Here is an 18,986-nt window from a genome sequence, read left to right as displayed (position 1 = left end):
AGATTGTTCTCAAATAATAACGATTCTCATTTTATTTTTTTTGACGCCAATGTCAACTCCGGAGTTTGTTGCCAGTCTGTTTCCAATACAGAAACGTCTTGGGCCGGGTGGGTATCGACTGGAATTTCGGGAATTAGAATGCACTGTTCTAGAGCATGGGTATTCATCGAGCATGTCACTGCTTTTGCGATGCAAAGTCCAGGTTTTTGCCGATATAGCTGAAGAGAAGTAGTGCTTTACTTTTTAAATGAGAATAATTATCATTTGAATAAAATTCGATCCAGGATGTTTTATCGTGAACAAATTGTTGGCATTTTTTCAGGAACCTTCCGCCGTCAGGTTGGCGATTGCGCCGGAGGTGTTGGCAACGTTGGTTGAAAAAGGCGAATTGCATGCCACCGATTTTAGATGTCTGGATTTGAGATCGAAGCGCATAGTCTGGAAGATGTTTCTATTGCTGGCGATGTCGAAATTGGGTGGGAATCTGCATCACTCGGAGCGGCATTGAGTCTCCAGCACCGAATTTTTTATACAGCTTGAGCTGTCTTATGAAGGAGTAAAATGATGAGTAAGAAACCTTGTACCCACGAATGTCTGGCGGCTACCGAATTCAGTAAAGTCTTGATTTGCCGAGAATGCGGTGTTGTGCATTTACATGTGCAGAACATGTCTTTGCGCCTGGAAGTGAGCGATTTCCTGAGTTTTGCCGATACGATGGCGGAAGCCGCGCACCAGGCCAGAGCCGGTCAAAAAGACAAAAGCAAACGCGCCGGATTTACTGTTGTTAAATCCAGCACCAGACTTAATTAGCAAAACTGCACTAGCCGCAAAATCCCTCGGAGGTTTTTATGAAATACCATCCAGGCGCGATCATGATCGCCTTGATTTCTGTTACGTTGTCCTCGTATTTTGTGGCGGCAATTCTGTTTCCGGATACCGGCGCGAAAATAGTTGCGGGTTTTCAAGGCGAAGGTGCGGTGGTGATGTGGATAGCATTAGTAGCGTTAATGCTCGCCGTGGCTTTTTACGTTAAAACTAATAAAACCCTGATCGACCGTGTGCTTACCGGTCGGGCTAGCACAAAGGAAATCTCAGACTCTTTTTTGACTATCGGTTTTTTCAAGAAAAAAGATTGAGGGCGAGAAGCAGTCAGTGGTTACAGGCACCGGTGTCATTGCGGAGGCATACTCCCGCAACCGATTTTAGCTTTGATAGTAATTTTTTAAGAATACCGGGCCTGTACTGCACCAGCTGAATCCCTTTATTCACCATTGTATCTAGGGATATTAGCTTGTCTGGTCGGCGCTCCTTCCCAGCTATTTGTCGCCTAGCGATTGTTTTTGTGCTCATTCCAGACCTTAGAAAAATTCTGCAATACGAATCATTATCAATTGTATAATGGCCGCACACATAATAGGGGATTGGGTATGAAACGTTTAATCGCGCTAGCTTTACTTTCCACCAGCATGAATATTTTTGCGAATCAGCAACTGAGCCTCGAACAACAATTGGGCGAGCGCCTGTTCAGCGACAAGAACTTGTCTTTGAATAAAAATCAGTCTTGCGAAAGTTGTCATAGTCTAAAACCCGCACGAGCCAAATCGTTAGTAACCAAAATAGTGCCGGGTTTTGTCGACCCTGATAACGTGAAAACAGGTAGCGCGGTATCGGATGGCTCGATTCCAGGCTTGACCGGCGGGCTTAACGCACCTAGCGCCGGTTATGCCGCCTATAGCCCTGAATTCCACTGGCATGTGGAGGACGAGGATAACGATGCGGACGGTTTATATATAGGTGGGCAATTTTGGAACGGCCGAGCCAGTAATCTGATTGAACAGGCCAAGATGCCTTTTCTGAATCCAGTTGAAATGGCCATGCCTAACGAGTTGGCCGTGGTTAGTCGATTACAGCGGGATAAAACGTATCGGCGTCTATTTCGCCAAGTCTATGGATTAAACTTAATTGAAATCGCTGATTCAGAAAAAGTCTCGCAACTCTATCAATTGGTAGCTAAGGCCATCAGTAACTACGAAGAAAGCGCGGTGTTCAATAAATTCAACTCCAAATTCGATTATGTATTGTCCGGTAAAACCAGTTTTACTCCTCTGGAGGCCCAAGGATTCGAATTGTTCAACCGCGAGGATAAAGGTAATTGTGCCGCCTGCCATGTCAGTGAAGCGACTGTCGCAGAAGACGGCACAGTCGAGCCGCCTTTGTTTACCGATTTTAGTTATGACAACATTGGCCTTCCACGTAATGTCAACATACCCGGCAACCCAGAACCAAATCCGGGGCTTGGAGCACGGACCGATTTAACAACCGATGCTGTAAACGAATTAGGCAAACACAAAGTTATGTCCTTGAGAAATATCGCTCTGACCGCGCCTTACGGTCACAACGGTTCGATGGCGAGTTTGGAGCAAATCGTACATTTTTATAACACCCGGGACTCCTTGGGTTACGTCGATGACATCAATCATCCGGGATTCGGCAAAACCGGCTGGCCCGCACCCGAGGTTAGCGAAAATTTGAATGGTGACGAGCTAGGGGATCTTCATTTGAGTGACGAAGAGGAAAAAGCAATCGTCGCCTTTATGAAAACCTTAACCGACGACTATCCAAAATGGGGCCATGATCGTCGTGTCCCACCTTGGTCGCCATCACCTTTTGCGCAACCTAAAAAAATGATAAAAGGCAGACTATCCAAAGCGCACTTAAATCGTATTTTACGTATGAGCAGATAGTTTCAATACACTGCTGTGAGCCAATAGTCTGCTGTAGGTTCAACCGGGCACAGAGAGTTCTTAAACTAGCGGAGGCATAGCCTATTAGTAATTAGTCCCTTATAGGGCCCTGTCTTTTTGCTTTTGTCCAGCAATGGATTTCCAGTAGAGCAATCGCCGACCTACAATTCGAATTCTTTGCCCGGCGGAATAGCCTTTTTTAGTTGACACAGAAACTACCGACCGCGCTATCGTGGCACAAGCTTGAATCCAGACATACGACTCTGTCCGCCATGCCTATGGTTTCCGGTCGATGGGCGATAGTTAGGCGGGTGATGTTTAACGAATTGATTGCCAAATTCACCTTCCGTTCTTTGTCGACATCTAGGTGGCTGGTCGCTTCGTCCAGGACCAGTACCGACGGCACTTTGTAGAGCGCCCGTGCAATGATGAGCCGTTGCTTCTGCCCACCGGAGAAGCTGCTGCCCATGTCGCCCACCTGGGATAGGTAACGCATGGGTAAAACCTCGATTTCATTGTCGACGCCGGCGAGTTGAGCGCTTTGTTTAAGCAGCTCGAAATTGGTTTGTAAGTCGAATCCGGAAATATTTTCCTGAAGGCTCCCGGAGAATAACTGGTCTTCCTGCAACACTGCCCCCACCAGCCGGCGCCAGTTTGCCAATCCGAATTGGCTTAAAGGCATGCCGTCGATTTCAATGACGCCTTCGGTCGGTTCGAGCAAGCCCAAGCAGAGTTTGACCAAGGTACTCTTTCCGCAACCGGAAGGGCCGACGATGGCGATGTGTTCGCCGGGTTGGATGGACAGATGCAAATTGCGAAATACCCACGGCATATTCGCGCCGTAGCGAAAGCCCAGGTTTTTAAACTCGATGCTGGGGCTGAAATCCTTTCGGTTGATGACTTTGTCCGCCGCGAAGCCGTCGGTATGTTCCTTTTCCGCCAAGACAATATCCGCTAAACGCTCCACATGCAGACTGATCATGCGCATCGACATCAGGTTGTCGATCAGCCGTTGCATTCTCGACGTAAAGTCGTCCTTGTACGAAATAAACGCCATCAACATGCCGACGGTCAGGGCGTTGTCCATGACCATGGTCGCGCCCACCGCCAGTACGGTGATGGCTTCGGCGGCAAACACCGCACTATAACCGAGCGAAAATCCAAGTGACATTTTTTGCGCGCCAATGCGTTTATTGACGCCGGCCACGAACAAATTCAGCCAGCGCGCCCGGCGCTGCTCTTCCAAACCCGCCAACTTCGTGGTGTGAACGGCCCGAATGCTTTCCAGAAAATGGCTTTGCGCCTTGGCTTCGAGCGCCAATGCTTCATCGGTTAGTCGGTGGTAAATGCCATGGGGCAAAACGCGGATCAGCAGATAGGCCAATGCGGCGGCGATGGCGAAAGCGCTCAACATGGGGCTGTACAACAACATCACCGCCAGGACAATTAAACCGAATCCGCCGTCCAAGACCACTTCCACTAATTTGCCGGTCAGCGTTTGTTGAATAGCTTGCATCGATTGAAACCGGGACACGATATCGCCGGTGTGCCGCATTTCGAACCAATGCACGGGCAGCTTTAACAGATGGCCAATAATGCGACCGGCCCATTGCAGATTAAACTGCGTCGCCAGCACGATGGCCAGCCAGCTTCTGACGGCTTCCAGGACGATTTTAATCACGGCAATCAAGGCATAAGCCAAGGCCAATACCAGCAGGAAGTCCCGGTCGCCGGACACAATCGCACCGTCCACGATCCATTGCGCGACTATCGGCGTCAACAATGCGAATAGTTGCATGGCAACGGCCAATACCGCTATTTGCGTCAAGCTCCGTATCAGGCCTTCGACCTTGCCGACCAGTTTGGCGATGGGAATATGCGGCGTGGGTGCTATGCGTTCGAACGCCGGCGAGGGCGTCAGCTCCAACGCCATCCCGGTAAACAGTTTGTTGACTTCGGCCGGAGAAACTACTCTTTCGCCCTTGGCCGGGTCATGGATCAGCACCCGCCCGCGCGTCACTTTTTTAAGCACCACAAAATGGCTCATTTGCCAATGCAAAATACAGGGTAGACTGAGTTGGTCGAGTTCGTTCAATTCCAGGCGTAACGGTCTGCATGAGAACCCGAGCGCCGCCCCGATACCGACCAAATCCATCAGAGTGGAGCCGCGTAGTGACACCGCATACTTTGCGCGCAAGTCGCTCATGGTGTGTTCGGCGCCGTGGCAGGCGGCGACATAGCCCAAACAGGCCAAGCCGCATTCGGCCGCGGTGGTTTGCAAGTAAGACGAATAATGTGAGTAGTTACGGTATTTCATTGGTTGCGGCGGCCCTTGGCAATATGGAATCGGACAGTCAATCGTTCAGGGTTCGACCGGTTCACCGCGAACGGCTTCATTTGAGGCATTCGCCGCCGCACCGATTTCGGCATCGACAAAAATCTCCAGTAATTCATCGGGATTGACATGGCGCGCAATCGCCTCGTTCACCTGAGCCAGCGTCAAGGCTTCAACACGGGTATTGAGTTCGGCGTAGTACTGCATATCGCGGCGCAAGCGCAATAGCAGATTCAGCTTAGCAAACAGCTTGTCGTGGTCGAGCTTGCTCAGGTCATTGCGATGACGCCAGTTATCTTTTGCGCTGTTGAGCTCCGCCTCGGTGAGTCCGTTTTTTACCAGCAGCGCCAATTCCTCATGCACGGCTTTTGAGAGCTGTTGCCGCAGCGACGGCGCATAGGTGGCATTGATGGTGAGGGTGGCTCGCGGTTCGAAGGCCGATGCGCTCATCTTGCTGGCCACGCCGTAGGAAATGCCCTCTTGTTGACGCAGACGTTGACCAAGGCGGGATTGCAGCACATCCTCACCCAACACAAAATTAACCAGCGCCAAAGCCATCGCGTCGGTGTCGTCCGCTTGCAAGGGTCGTCTGAGCTGAGCCGTGTAAATGCCGTGCGCGCCCTCGGGTACGGCAATGAAATGCTGGCCGGGAGCCAATGCGGCGTAAGGCACCGGCGGCCTTTGGTAGGCTTGCTTGCTGTGCCAAGAACCTAACAGGCTTTCCAACTGCCGGCGTGTTGCCTTTACATCAAACTCCCCGGACAGTATCAATTCGCCGTTCGTGCCGTAATAATCGGCATGGAAGGCTTTTACATCGGTTAACTCGATACGTTCCAAAGCAGCGAGCGCTTCCACTATGCCTGGTTCACGACGGATGTCACCGATAGGATATTGGTTGGTGAATGCCGTGAGGGCTTCTTCCGCAACGACTTGCGGTTTTGCGCCCTGGCTTTGGTAGGCGACTTGCAACCGGTTTCTGACTTCCGTGAATCCCTGCTCCGGCCATGCCGGATTTCGAAGAACATCAATCAGTATGCCAAGAAATTCCGGCAATGATTTAGCGGGCAGATCGAAACGAATCGACAAGCGGTCGTCCGCGGGCGTCATCGACAAGTGTGCATCCAAAGCAACCAAGCGATCGAACCATTGCTGCCGATCCAAAGTGTTTGAGCCGTGGGCCAACAGACTGCCGGTTACGTCCGCCAAAATACGTTTGCCGAACATACTTTCCGCCGTGCCCATGCGCAGATTCCACAGGCCTTGCACGCGGCCGGTCGGTATCGGCTTAGGCCAGAGGGCGACCGCCAGCGACTCGTGGATGGTAAAGCGCTCCATTTGCGCATCGAGGGCCGCCGCCGTCGCGTCGTTACTCGCTGGGCTTGCAGCTTCCGGCGGATACGTCGGCGCAGAAGCGGGGAGTGACGCGCCGGTTGCTGCGTGCTCTACGACAGATACCTTTTCCGCTGTGAAACCGGCCGCGTGGTGATTGCTCATCAACTGCGCAACCGGGGTGCTCTGCTGGAAAACCGTTTTGGCTATTTGCTGAATCTCCGGCAAAGACATTTCTTGGGTCGCGTCGATGCTCTCGAACCACAGCCGCCAGTCGCCGATGGATGCAAATTCAGCCAATCGGTAGCCGAAGGCGGCGGCTTGAGATTGCACGTGTAAAGCTTCGTTGCGTACCAAGTTTTTGGCACGCTCCAGTTCTTGTTCCGTGAACGGGATATCGCCCAGCGACTGCACTTGGACTGCTAAGGTGTTTTGGAGCTGTTCCAACGCTTCGCTATCGGCTGTCAGCGGGAGCGCAGCTACTTCGAATGCACTCGCATTGCGTAATAGCAACGGCATTGCCGAGACAGAGGCCGCCTGTCCGGCGCTAACCAGCGACTCATGTAAACGACTGGCCGGAGAACCGGCCAGCAACCCGCTCAATAGGCCCATGGCCGCAACATGCTTGGCATCGAACGAATGCTGTAACGGGTAAAATAATGAGACGGAAGCAACGTCGCCGTCGCCGCGAAAACTCCGCTGCGAGTCGCTACTCTCCCCTCCGGATGCCGCCTGGAATGTGGGGGGCGGCCCGATTTTGGAAGATTTAATCCCACCAAAATGAGTTTCCAGTTGCTTCCAGGTTGCGGCAACGTCAAATCGGCCGGTAATGATCAACAGCGCATTGCCGGGGCGATAGTGTGTCCGATAAAAAGCCCGGACGTCGTCGATTGCGATACCGCGTAATTCGGCTTCGTTACCTATCGGCGGACGACCATAGGGGGCAAAGCGAGTGACAGCCGGCAGTACTTGTTGCGCCAATTTTTGCTGATGATTGCTATCGCCAAGCTCCTTTTCTCGCAATACCACGGGCAATTCTCTGGCAATATCCGCTTCCGTAATCGTCAGTTTATGCATGCGCAAAGCCTCTTGTTCCAGCAGCCAGTTCAAAGTGGGCTGGTCGCTTGAAAAGGCCGTGTGGTAGATAGTGCGGTCGAAATTGGTATTGCCGTTATAGGCAATGTTGCGGCGCGCCATCTCGCTAACCAGTGCGTGTTTGCCCTGCGTCGTGGGCGCGCTAAACAGCAAATGCTCCAGCAAATGTGCGAGGCCCGACCTTCCCTGGGGATCGGCGAGCGAACCGCTGAAATACACCAGCGTCACCGCCGTCTGCTCGGCCGTACTATTGGGAACCAATAAGGCCCGGAAACCGTTCTCGAATTGCCGTTCGATCGCGCCGTATTTTTCGGCGGCGGCGCTGTTTGTTTTATTTTCCGTAGCGTGCCCGGTACCAACGTTGACGAGAGTTAGTAATAAACATGCTATTAAGGTCGAGCGGGTACGATTCATGGGCAAGACTCCTTTCTAAGAATAAATAGACAACAGGATAAATAGTTTAAGCAGTCATTAAATTTGGAAAGTTCACGGAAATTTAGTTTTTTCGTCAAGACAAGGCAGATCCAATAATTGAATAGTGTTTGTCAGGATGACAGATTAAAATTCGTCCCACTACGTTTCTATAATCGTACTTAACTACAAAAGAAATTTAATTTTTGAAACAAGACCAAGCAACTAATAAAATTGCAGTGGAATTAAGCGCATGAAGCAAAAACTGCATCCTGCTCATTTTGTCTTCGGACTTTCTTAATGTATTTTTAACCAGCATCTCCAAAGAAATACAGAGTGCCATCACGGCAAAATACAAGCTAACAATTAAGTAAATCATTTCGATAAGCCTAAAAGGATAAATTGTATATTCCTGGTAGCTTCGAATAGCGAAGCGTTTTCCTGGGAATAAAGGCCTCAATTTCGAACGATTACGCTTCGCTAATCTGACTTAAGGCTTTTTGCCAACATTTTCAATTTATATTTCATCGAGGCCTGTCTGTTTGATGGCCAAAATCTCCGATAAATAGCAGCGATGATACTCAATAATAAAAATACCCCTGAGATCATAACAATATTATCGTGCAGCGCTTTGTCTTGTTTAACGAATTCTGAAAAGGCTCCAGCACAAATAAATCCTGCTACTAGGTAGGTTGTTATATTGCGCCGACCTATGAATTCCGAAGTCCGCCTTCCGGTGAATAGCCTTTCGATATAAGGCTTGTTTGTTTTAAAATACAAAAATGCTGCTAGCAATATTAAACATAAGGCTATATACAATACAATCGCCTCCTCGCCATCGAGATGAGAGGCGATATCCGCAGTAGTCTTTGGAAATACGAATATCAATACCGCAAGCGTCGATAGCAGGGCGGAAGCCGACGCGCCGGCAATCAAAAATGGGTTATATTTCATAAGGGGTCCCTATAAATTAAGTTAATATTTGACCGGCAAGAAAGTTTTTCTTTGGTCATCCTTTATCAAATTTATTACCCGCCGTCTCCGTCCTCTCCTCCTAGCAAACTACTCAATACACTTTGAATCGGAGTGTGTTGGTTCAAATACTCACCAATTGTCCAGCCCGCTAGTCCGGCAGCGGTTACTGCCGAAGCGGCCACGCCAAAATATCCGGCGGCGGCTATTTGCTGTGCCGTTGTCAACCCGGCCCATTGCGCCATGCCCATACCTACGCCTGCACCTAAAGCGCCTGAGATTGCTACTGTATCGGCTTCTGACAAGCCGCCGCCGACAACTGACATTTCAGTAATAGTCAATTCACGCATTTCTATCTCCTTAGTTATTGATTAGTTTGTGATTTTTTTTACAGTCCATCCGCCTTCAATATCTGCAATACAGGTCGCAATATTTATTCGCAGTGCCTATATTTATGCCAAATAAAGTCAGCCGAATAAGCAAGTTAGAAAATTTAAACTAGTAGATTGTATGATGGGTGTTTAATTAGTTCATGATAAAAGTTTAATTGTAAGTTGAGTCAAGGCGTTTATATATATAATTGATAGGCTGATCCAAAGTACTCTCTTTCTTATTGTTTCTGAGCTTGGTTTAATAAAATCTGATTTTCCTATAATGGTTGTAATCATCACAAGGATTACGCCGAAAACGAATAAATAAGTCTGTGTCTCGTTCATATCGCAATATCGTCATGTTAAGTTGATAAATATCGCAGTGAATAATAATTTAGTTTCCATCGCCATCTTCGCCGCCACCACTACTCAAAGCACCACCTTCAACCAAGCCATCTCCTATGGCAAATCCACCTAAAATTACGGCCGCCGCCCCGGCCGCAACTACTACAGTGCCCACTTCAGGTGCAGCTGCAACTAGAGCGATGCCGGTTCCTACAAATGCTAAACCACCGCTGACTTCATCCCAATCAACCCCTCCGCTGACAATCTCCATTTCCGTAATAGTTAATTCACGCATATATTTATATCCTTGAATAAATGTTATAAATTTATTTTTTATCGAGTTATCTAAAAAAGCTCGATAAGGTCTAATGCCGATAATTGTTCCAATAATTGATTCTCCTTGTCGGATAATTGGTTGGCATCTTTATTGTTCAGTAAGTTATCGGCGGAGCTGATGTCGGCAAGAAAGTTGGCGCTTTCGGTGTCGAGATTTATCTTGAAGCCGTTTGCTAATAACGTTTTCTGATCGTTTGATATTGGATGAAATGAGTTTATTCGAACTCTATTTTGGAGAATATTGACATTATCCGGTACGCCGATCGGAGACAAATGTTCAATATTAAATCGCGATTTAACTCTTTGTTGTTCCGTAAAAGCGACATAAAAATTATGGAGATTTTCCTGTTCGGCTAGCGTGCTTTGTAATAGCGGGATAAAACTTACAATAAGGTCAGCCGTATTTAGATAAGGGTTGATAGAACCCCGGCTTTCAACTTGATCCGGGAATCGATTGCCGCATAGCCAAAGTAGGTAATCCAATAATTTAGGCGGAAACGTACCAATGGCAATATGAAAAGTTTCCTCGCCGTCGATCGGCAAGGCTTCGTGCCACCACCCTCTTGGGATATAAAGCATATCGCCGGCTTCCAGAACCGTGTCCAATACCGGTTCGGAGGGACATTCGGCTTTGTGATTCAAGCTTGTTTGATGAGGTAACGGCAGTTCGTGCGTGGGCTGGTAAATCTGCCACCTTTTCCGGCCGATCAATTGCAATGCGAATACGTCGTGGGTATCCCAATGTTTGCCAAACGAACCGTCGCCGCCGAATGCCGCATAGGCGTTGGCGTTGGTTTTTTCGCCGACGAATTGCGCCACGTCCATGCAATAGTCGTTAATTTCCGGGAGGTAGAGCTGTAGTTTGTTTAATACCAAGGTTGCGCCGTCCGTTAAATAACGGTACAAAACGTCTTTGACGATTCGCGCGCGTTGTTCGCCCAGTTCCCAATAAGGCTCGGTATAGCGGCCCGGTTCGACCGGTCCGTCTTTAAATAACTTAATCTGCGTATTGGCGTTTTCCATGGCATAAAGCGCGTGGTCGATATGCTTCCAGCTCAAACGGTTCTCGGAAAGCGCCTGGCGCTTCAGCCACCATTGGCTTTGATAATGTGTGTCAAAAAATTGTGTTCTATCGATGCCGAATTGAATCAATGACATAGTGGTCCCTAGTTATATTTGCTTAAGCCGTAGAGCGGTTCGATAATCCATTCGATTAAGTGCCGCGTATCTTGTTCGATGTCCGCTTCCACGATCATGCCGGATACCAGTCGTTTCGACTCGCCGTACACCAAGGCAAACTGCGAATCGAGTTTTACTGTGACGCGGTAATAATCGTCGGGCGGGGAATTGGCGAATAAATTCGGTAACGTCTTCGATGAAACCGGATTTTTCGAGACGCTTGCGACCGTTCCGGAATACTGGCCGAACTTTTGATAGGGGTAGGCTTGGTAACGCAAACGTACTTTCTGGCCGGATTCGACAAAGCCGATACCGCGCGTAGTCACGTACAATTGCGCGGTCAGTTCCGCGCCGTCGCCAAGCAAGGTGGCTAAAACCTCTTTATCCGGAATTTGACCGGGATGCGCGTTAATGCCAGTGACAATGCCGTCTACCGGGGCGACGATAGCCAGGTGATTTTGAATGTGTGCTTCCTGGATTTTTTGGCGAAGTACGCTTAAGTCCTGATCGATATTGGCGATGCTGATTTGGGTTTTGTCCGGCGCGATGCGTTTTTCGTCTTCCAGCTCCAGTTTTTTACGCTCCAATTCGTCGTAATCCCGTTTAAGATCCGCTGCCTGGGTACGTAATAGCGCCAGGTTATCCAACTCCTCATCCAATTTGTCTTTTGCAATAAAGCCGGATGTCGCCAAGCTGCGGTGTTTATTTAGCCGCTGCTCCGCCAAAGTCAATCTTTCGTGATGCTGGTTTATTTGCTGTCTGGCGTCGGAAATCGATACTTTTATCGCGGCCAACTGCCTGGATAGCGCTGAATTGTTTTTGTCCAGTAGGGTGCTTAATTGCTGCTTTTCTCTGAGATTCGCCTCTTCTTCCGCGCGCAGTGCCGCTTCAAGCTGATCGGCAAATCGGCTGCCGCTTGCGTCCGACTGACTGGTGAATGAAGAAAGGTGGCGTTCGTCTCTTAACGTAAATAGCGTGTCTCCCGCCTGAACCGTTTGGCCTTCTTCAACATGAACAGCCGAGATAAGCCCAGGCGAGGGTGTGGCGATAACGATAGCACCGCCGTTCGGAACCAGCATACCGGTGGCGTTGGTTCGTTTGGTATAGGACGCAAGGCTGATAAACAGGACGGTGATTGCGACAAGAGATAACACAATCCCGAATACAAGCCACGACGACCAAGATCTCGCCAACAGGATGTCGCCTTCCAAGCGCCCGACCTGAGCCGCCACGGCTTCGGCGCGATAAAGATTCGTCGAAAACATGCGTTCCGCCTATCGGGTTTCGATGTTTGACAGCGACGCGTTTCGTTGGGCTGCTAAGATTAATGCCGAGCTAAAAATTAGCGGTTTGATGAGATTTGCGGTTTCAGGCTGCCTAAAACCGTTATCTGACGCGGCGAAACAGCTTGAATTGAGAATATAGCGGATGAAATATGATTTTGACACAAGGTCTCCCGGATGAATTGATTAGCACCGTGAAGGCTGGCTAGTCAGGAGACATGGCTGGCGTCAAGCCTTCTGCACGAAGGCTGAGTGGACTTTAAAAAAAACGCTGCTTTTTGTCAACTCAATTTCAACGGTAGGTCGGCAAAAGTCATGGATTAGTCTGTGCACGGTAGGCTAGGGCTGGGCTCGTGGACCCACGGAAAGAGGGGAGATTTTCATATAAATCCCTTCGATGCCGGGCCGCTCGGCGCAAGCCGTCTCGATATGGCCAGGCTTTTCCGCAACGTCGAAGCTGCGCTGTTTGATTTGGAATATGCATGGCTTGAAACCGAACGGCTCGCTTTGCATCTCGCAACACTGCAAGGGCTTGCGTAATAGTTCGAATGTGACCGGAATCGCTACACCAGCCTTGCTGGTGTAGCGCACCGAGTGATCACTACAATCGTCATAGTGCCGCCAAATCATCGTTCTTCTGGATCGTGTTATTCGGGCGTAGTGTCGAATTTATTCGACTAATCTCTTAAGCTATAGCCGTACTGTTTGCCGTTCAATTCGTCTCCCACTTTGCCGTGTCAGCGGTCCGCATCAGGTGCGGAATTGTCAATGGCCGATCCGGATACAAAGGATGAGTGCCGACCGTCACCGGGTAATTGAAAATTTGCCGTATCAATTCGCTGTTTAAAACCTGGCCTGGAGTACCGACGGTAATCAATCGGCCTCGGTGTAATACGGCGATGCGGTCGGCATACAAAGCAGCGAGATTTAGATCGTGCAGGATCGCCAGAACGCCGGCGGCACTGGTGTCGGCGAAGCGCCGGGCAATCGCCAATACCGCGTGCTGATGCGCAAGGTCCAGCGCCGAAGTAGGCTCATCCAGCAGCAAGTAACGATGCAATGGATCGCACGGTTCCCAGATTTGCGCCAGCACCCTGGCCAGTTGCACGCGCTGGCGCTCGCCGCCGGACAGCGTGGTGTAGATGCGCTCGGCGAGATGCGTAGTGTCGGTCAAGGCCAGTGCTTGCCGGACAATGGCGATGTTGTCGGCATGGCTGCGGCTTTGCCGATGGGGGCTGCGGCCCATCATGACCACTTCCATCACGCAAAAACGAAACGCCAGCGCCGATGCTTGCGGCAATACGCCGCGCATTTTGGCGGCTTCTTGGGAGGGCCAAGCGGCCAAGGGGCGACCGTTCATCAATAGCTTGCCGCTCTGAGCGCTCAGTTCGCCGCTCAGGGTGCGTAGTAGTGTCGATTTGCCGGCACCGTTGGGGCCGATAACCGCCAGGACTTCGCCGGGATGTAAATCCAGCGACACACTGTTCAGCAGGATTTTTGCACCAATACGCACCGAAGTGTTTGTGGCCGTCAGCATCGTCAATGCCCCATGATTTTCTGCCGAAACAGCAGCCATAAGAAGAACGGGCTGCCCAGTACCCCGGTGATAATGCCGATAGGCACTTCGGCTGGCGCGGCCAGAGTGCGAGCCAGATAATCCGCGCACAGCAATAGCAAGGCGCCGAGTAAAGCGGAGCCGGGCAATAGCCAGCGATGATCCGGACCGAGCGCCAATCGCAACAAATGCGATACCACCAAGCCCACGAAACCAATCACCCCGGTCAAAGCCACTGCCGCGCCCACGCCGAGTGCCACCAGCGCGATGACCGCGGTTTTCACTCGTTCCACCGGAAAGCCCAGATGGCCGGCTTCCGCCTCGCCCAGCAACAAGGCGTTCATCGCGTCGGCCAGCAGCGGCAGCAACAGCAGATTCACCAGGAGAAACGGTGCAGCCAATGCCATGTCGGCCCAAGCGATGCCGTTGAGGCTGCCCATGCTCCAGAAAGTCAGGGTGCGCAATTGATCGTCGTTGGCAACATAGACCAGCAAGCCGGTGGCGGAACCGGCCAAGGCGTTGATGGCGATACCGGCCAGCAACAAGGAGCCGACATCGACACGGTCATTGCCGCTGGCGATGCGGTACACCAGCCAACTGACCGCAAAGCCACCGGCTATCGCCGCGATCGGCAGTAGATAGCGGCCCAGCAATTGACTCGGAATGGCGAATAAGCTGGTTTGTAGAACAATGACAGCCACCGCCGCCAGCGCCGCGCCGCTGGAAATGCCGATCAAGGCCGGGTCGGCCAGCGGATTGCGAAACAAACCCTGCATCGCCGCGCCGGATACCGCCAGCGCCGCGCCCACTAATAAGCCCATCAGCAAGCGCGGCGCGCGTATCGACAACAGTACCGCCCGTTGTTCGTTGGCATAAGTCCAGGGTAGGTCTATGCCGAGTAGTTTGGCCAAAATCGCCCCGGCTTGGCCTGGCGAAATGGCCACGGCGCCGCCCACCAAAGAGAGTAGGCTGATCAGGATCAGTAATACGCCTAAGCCGACTAATACCGCCGCGCGCCGCCGTTCAAACGCATTAAGCCGCTGCTCCATGGCCGATTTGGATAAGTAGATCGAACTTGTCGTCATGTTCAGCTCAAGGTGCAGTGGCGATATTGGCCGGATTTTGCAAGCGTTCGGCCAGTTCCAGCGCGGTTCGACCGCTACGCGGCCCAAAGCTCAGAAGCGCCAGCGTGTCCATCACGATTACTCGCCGGTTCAGGCCTGCCGGGGTATGGGCAATCCCCGGCAGTTGGTAAAATTTGTCCAGGCCGCCCACTGCGTTAAGGGTGAGTTCGGTCAGCAGTATCAGCTCCGGTGCGGCGGCGATGATGGCTTCGCTGCCGATAGGTTTGTTGCCGGCATAATCGCCGATTGCATTGACACCGCCGGCCAATTGAATCATCGCGTCCGCTGCGGTTTCGCGACCGGATACCAAGGGCGCGCCGTGCGAGACGGCCATGAAAAACATCACGCTGGGGTGCCGGGAAAATTGGCTGCGCAATTGCGCCAAGCGGTTGAAGTCGGCGTGGATTTGCGCCGCCAAGGTGTCGCCGGCATCCGGTTTGCCGAGTAGAGCGGCAATGGTCGATACTTTGTTAAGCACGCTTTGTTCGGCATAGTCTTCGGCCAGGGTTTGCACCGGCACGCCGGCGGAGCGGATCTGCTCCAGTACTGAAGGCGGTCCCGCGTGCGCACTGACCAGTACTAGATCGGGCGCTAAAGACAAAATACCTTCCGCCGAAAGGCTGCGCATGTAACCGACTTGCGGCAGGGCTTTGGCCGCTTCCGGCCACAAGCTGGTGGTATCGACCCCAGCCAGATTGTCTTCACCGTGCAAGGCGTAAATAATTTCCGTCAACGCACCTCCCACCGAGACGATGCGCTTTGGGCTGTCCGCGATGGTCGCAGGTGCGTCCAAGCACAGCCAGACGATGGCTGCGAGCCGGTAAAGCAGGGGGCGAGTCTTTTTCATAAGGGCTTTTTGTGAAGGTTTAAATGATTTTTAAATTGTTCGGAGGCGCTGGAAATATTCGGCAGTGGGTGTAGGTTTGGGCTTTAGAGGAACTCTAAAAATTAAAAAACTCTTTTTCCTTCGGGAGGCCGTCGCAAAAGCCAAAATAGAACTTACCGAATGTCTTGCCTAAACGCGCTACCTCGGTTTGCAATTAAGCGGGCGCGTCAGCCGTGGTTTTACGCGCCTTATGGCCGACATCGTTGACGTGGCGGATTTGCGTTAAATCGTCGCCTTCAATCGAAAATGCCTTGGCAAAACCTTGCACGAAACTGCCGCGTTGCGGACGGATACGGAATAGATGAAAGTCCTGCATTTTTTGTAACTGTTTCATGAATGTGCCGAATTTTTCCTCGAATAAGCCCATGATGTATGCGAAAGCGTCGGTATCGCGGTCGATTTCGCCGGCCGAGCAGTGATAGGTAACCCGTTGCCGGGCGAACAAATGCGCGGCCTTATCCTCGTCTTCGACGAACAACAGACAAACCCGGCCGTTGTTCAACAGGTTTTGGGTGTGAGCCGATAGTTCGCTGATGTAGACGTAATATTGGCCGTCGTGCCGCACATAGGCGGCGTAACTGGCTTCGGGCTCGCCGGATGCGCTGACCGTGGCCATTAGCGCGGAGGAAAATGTTTGCGGCAGAGCGGTATAAGCTGCTCTGACTTGCTCGAGATCGATGGTTTTGTCGTTCATGCTGGTGTCCTGGTTTGGGGAATAAATAAATGCATTGACTATGGGCCTGGGTAGAGAGGCAAAACTTTGCGTCTCTACCCAGGCCCGATAACCGGCAAGGCTTTAAGCAAGTCGCGCCACAACACGTTTTCGCCGTTGGTTTCGTCGTAACCGCCGAAGATGGACATGATGCTTTGTTGGTTTTGGTCGCGAACCAGCAGACCGGTCAAAGCCCGCTGCCCGCCAGTGAGTTGGACGATGTCCGCGCCGGCCACGGCCATTTCGTTGAGGTGCAGATTGAAACCCCGATCCAGGATGTTGAACCAGGGTCCGGTAATTTTCAGGTTTTGAATCGGGCCGTCGTGCAGTTGCATGGCGCCGTGATTGCAGACCAGCACTTGTATCGGCAACAGCAGTTCCGCTAGTTGCCGCATGAACTCGCGTAGCGCCGGCGCGGTGATCCGGTCTGCGATTTCAGCCTCTGTAGTCTCGGCTAGCAGCAAGCGCCGCCAGTGTTCCGGCAAATCCTTGGCTTGGGCGAGGGCGTCAAGCGCCGACATGGTGCCGTCGGTAGGTAGTTCCAGATGTTGCAACTGATCGTCGGCACGAAAGATGTCGATCAAGCGCCGGTAAAGGCCGGCATCGGAATGCTCGGTGAGATAAATCTTGTGTACGGCATCGCCGCTCGTGTCGAAAAATTGCAAACTGTGGCGCGTGCCGTGATGCGTTTCTTCCAGCACGGCGAAACCCGAATGCCAAATGCCGGTCGATAGACACAGCTCGATATGGTGTCCGGAGATCAGGACCATGTCGCCGCAGGGGCATATATCCTCGTAGAGCCCGGTTTTTTCGTGTACCGCGAAAGCGTTGCGCGTCAAGGCCATGACCGGACCCAGCGTACCGACCGCGCCCAGCAGTGCGGGCCAGTGTTCCCGCAAGCGGGTGACCCGGTTGCCGCAGTCGGTTGCCAATAGTTCGGCTTCGCTGACGCCTAATGTCGCCGCGGCGTCGCGAATCCGCATATGCGGGTGATCGGCGCGCAGATCTTGCCAAGCTTGTTTCAAAGTGTCCGCGATGAATTCGGGATGTTTAGTCATGGATTTTGCCATTACGCTGAGCTCCGTTAAGCGAATACGCTGTATGTGTCCAGGGCATCGCACGGTAAGGGGCTTTGCATCCGGGCCGCATGGCCTGGATACAAAGCGGTTACGGGACGACGTTTACGCCGCCAGGCCTTTTTTACGATTTAAACCCAGCAATCCCATGAAGCCGGCGCCGAACATCCAAACTGCCGCGGGCAGCGGGACACTGGTTACGGGATCGGTGCTAGGTCCTATGTCGATAGTCACTTGGCCCAAACTCAAGCTGTGTTCGGCGCTGTTGAACGAGAACAGATAATTGCTTGCCGGTCCGGACAGATCCCAATACGCCAGGTATTGCACCAGTTCGACGGGGCCGAACGAACTTTCGTAGTCGTCATCGTAGAAAGTTTGCGTCGCGAAGGTCGGCGCTACGCCATTCAGTAGCAAGCTGTTGTAGTCCATCTGCACGCCCCAGGTTTCGAATTGCAAGGCCGCTCTTAAGGGCTCGTTGTTGGTAGAGCCGCTCAGCGAAGTCGTGAAATTCTCGGTAACGCTGAAGCTGTAAAGATTGCCTGATCCGGCCGCGAATGTACCTGCATTCCAGCCGATATTGGCGTCGGCGGTACCGGCGCTGCCCACATCCGGCGCTGCGGTGCGGGTGCCCGGATACGAACTGTCGACGAAGCTGTCCCATTCCGTATACAGTGTGCCGGCATCGCCGCGATTCCAGTTACCCCAGGCTGCTTCGCTTGGAGTGTCGAAGCCGTAGCCGGCGGCATACGGATCGGGGCCATTGGTCAAGTCAGCCGAAGCGCTGCCGGAAACGGCCAACAGGCCGGCGATCAAAGTTAGTTTTTGTGCAGTTTTCATGGTTTGTTTCCTATGTGAATAAATTGACGTCTCTCTTCGCCGCGAAAACGATCCGTTGCTTTTGTCAAAAATACCTTCCGCCGTTTCGGCCCCAAGCCGGCTATCCGCGCTAACTGATTGCTGCGCGGTGGCGGAACTTTAAAACTCAGTATTGCTCTCGGTATTCGAGCGGTAGGCTGACATTGGGGCTCCCGGTTGGTACGCCTTGCAACTGATAGTCCAGGACATAGCGGTACTGTTTGCCGCAATAAATGATCACTTCCTTTTGCCCGCGTTTTAATAGCCGCATTTCCACCCGCAAATCCCCATAACCGTCGTGCTCCAGTAATTCTTCGAACAGCGTTTCCAATTTCTTTTGGGCCTCTTTCTTGGCCCTGTATCCCTTGGTCATAAGAT

19 protein-coding genes are annotated in these 18,986 nt (G+C 51.8%); 4 read left to right on the top strand and 15 right to left on the bottom strand.

The features are described from left to right. Positions 1–295: 295 nt before the first annotated feature. The 4 genes from NP589_RS03250 to NP589_RS03235 all read left to right on the top strand — a co-directional run bounded on the left by NP589_RS03250 (position 296) and on the right by NP589_RS03235 (position 2,744). Positions 296–508: a hypothetical protein gene (locus tag NP589_RS03250; RefSeq protein WP_256605673.1), complete on the top strand. Its 213-nt coding sequence runs from the start codon at positions 296–298 to the stop codon at positions 506–508. Positions 509–564: 56 nt separating this feature from the next. After that, the gene (locus tag NP589_RS03245) at positions 565–810 is read left to right on the top strand and encodes a hypothetical protein (RefSeq protein WP_256605672.1); all 246 of its coding nucleotides are present in this window, start codon (positions 565–567) and stop codon (positions 808–810) included. Between the two features lie 38 nt (positions 811–848). Then, complete coding sequence (locus NP589_RS03240) at positions 849–1,136, top strand: hypothetical protein (protein ID WP_256605671.1); 288 nt, start codon at positions 849–851, stop codon at positions 1,134–1,136. 291 nt (positions 1,137–1,427) lie between these two features. Further along, entirely contained in the window at positions 1,428–2,744 is a 1,317-nt protein-coding gene (locus tag NP589_RS03235; RefSeq protein WP_256605670.1) for a cytochrome-c peroxidase, read from the top strand. 199 nt (positions 2,745–2,943) lie between these two features. Here the strand turns inward: NP589_RS03235 and NP589_RS03230 are convergent, their stop codons facing one another. The 15 genes from NP589_RS03230 to NP589_RS03160 form a co-directional block, all read right to left on the bottom strand. Beyond that, positions 2,944–5,061 carry a peptidase domain-containing ABC transporter gene (locus NP589_RS03230; RefSeq protein ID WP_256605669.1) on the bottom strand — a complete coding sequence of 706 codons (2,118 nt, stop codon included), beginning with the start codon at positions 5,059–5,061 and terminating at the stop codon, positions 2,944–2,946. Positions 5,062–5,106: 45 nt separating this feature from the next. Then, positions 5,107–7,917: a M16 family metallopeptidase gene (locus NP589_RS03225; RefSeq protein ID WP_256605668.1), complete on the bottom strand. Its 2,811-nt coding sequence runs from the start codon at positions 7,915–7,917 to the stop codon at positions 5,107–5,109. A gap of 477 nt (positions 7,918–8,394) precedes the next feature. Continuing rightward, positions 8,395–8,868, bottom strand: a complete 474-nt coding sequence (locus tag NP589_RS03220) for a hypothetical protein (protein ID WP_256605667.1) — start codon at positions 8,866–8,868, stop codon at positions 8,395–8,397. 74 nt (positions 8,869–8,942) lie between these two features. Continuing rightward, positions 8,943–9,236 carry a hypothetical protein gene (locus NP589_RS03215; RefSeq protein WP_256605666.1) on the bottom strand — a complete coding sequence of 98 codons (294 nt, stop codon included), beginning with the start codon at positions 9,234–9,236 and terminating at the stop codon, positions 8,943–8,945. Positions 9,237–9,651: 415 nt separating this feature from the next. Beyond that, positions 9,652–9,897 (bottom strand): hypothetical protein, encoded by a 246-nt coding sequence (locus tag NP589_RS03210; RefSeq protein ID WP_256605665.1) that lies wholly within the window; start codon positions 9,895–9,897, stop codon positions 9,652–9,654. Between the two features lie 50 nt (positions 9,898–9,947). Continuing rightward, positions 9,948–11,096 (bottom strand): cupin domain-containing protein, encoded by a 1,149-nt coding sequence (locus NP589_RS03205; protein WP_256605664.1) that lies wholly within the window; start codon positions 11,094–11,096, stop codon positions 9,948–9,950. 8 nt (positions 11,097–11,104) lie between these two features. Beyond that, positions 11,105–12,382, bottom strand: a complete 1,278-nt coding sequence (locus NP589_RS03200) for an HlyD family secretion protein (protein ID WP_256605663.1) — start codon at positions 12,380–12,382, stop codon at positions 11,105–11,107. Between the two features lie 357 nt (positions 12,383–12,739). Further along, positions 12,740–13,030, bottom strand: coding sequence for a hypothetical protein (locus tag NP589_RS03195; protein ID WP_256605662.1), 291 nt, complete (start codon positions 13,028–13,030; stop codon positions 12,740–12,742). An 82-nt stretch (positions 13,031–13,112) separates the two neighbouring features. Beyond that, complete coding sequence (locus tag NP589_RS03190) at positions 13,113–13,937, bottom strand: heme ABC transporter ATP-binding protein (protein ID WP_256605661.1); 825 nt, start codon at positions 13,935–13,937, stop codon at positions 13,113–13,115. Between the two features lie 2 nt (positions 13,938–13,939). Then, on the bottom strand, positions 13,940–15,040 hold the full coding sequence (locus NP589_RS03185; RefSeq protein WP_256605660.1) for a FecCD family ABC transporter permease: 1,101 nt from the start codon (positions 15,038–15,040) through the stop codon (positions 13,940–13,942). Between the two features lie 7 nt (positions 15,041–15,047). Beyond that, positions 15,048–15,926, bottom strand: a complete 879-nt coding sequence (locus NP589_RS03180; protein ID WP_256605659.1) for a heme/hemin ABC transporter substrate-binding protein — start codon at positions 15,924–15,926, stop codon at positions 15,048–15,050. A 193-nt stretch (positions 15,927–16,119) separates the two neighbouring features. Next, entirely contained in the window at positions 16,120–16,659 is a 540-nt protein-coding gene (locus NP589_RS03175) for a HugZ family pyridoxamine 5'-phosphate oxidase (RefSeq protein WP_256605658.1), read from the bottom strand. Between the two features lie 74 nt (positions 16,660–16,733). Then, positions 16,734–17,735 carry a ChuX/HutX family heme-like substrate-binding protein gene (locus NP589_RS03170; protein WP_256605657.1) on the bottom strand — a complete coding sequence of 334 codons (1,002 nt, stop codon included), beginning with the start codon at positions 17,733–17,735 and terminating at the stop codon, positions 16,734–16,736. 123 nt (positions 17,736–17,858) lie between these two features. Continuing rightward, a complete protein-coding gene (locus NP589_RS03165) occupies positions 17,859–18,590 on the bottom strand; it encodes a VPLPA-CTERM sorting domain-containing protein (protein WP_256605656.1) in 732 nt (243 codons plus the stop codon). Positions 18,591–18,735: 145 nt separating this feature from the next. Beyond that, positions 18,736–18,981 (bottom strand): hypothetical protein, encoded by a 246-nt coding sequence (locus NP589_RS03160; RefSeq protein WP_256605655.1) that lies wholly within the window; start codon positions 18,979–18,981, stop codon positions 18,736–18,738. Positions 18,982–18,986 lie beyond the last annotated feature (5 nt).

The organism is Methylomonas rosea (assembly GCF_024505055.1).
Lineage (GTDB): Bacteria > Pseudomonadota > Gammaproteobacteria > Methylococcales > Methylomonadaceae > Methylomonas > Methylomonas rosea.
Note: the sequence above shows the minus strand (reverse complement) of the source record. Positions and strands in the feature narration are given on the sequence as shown.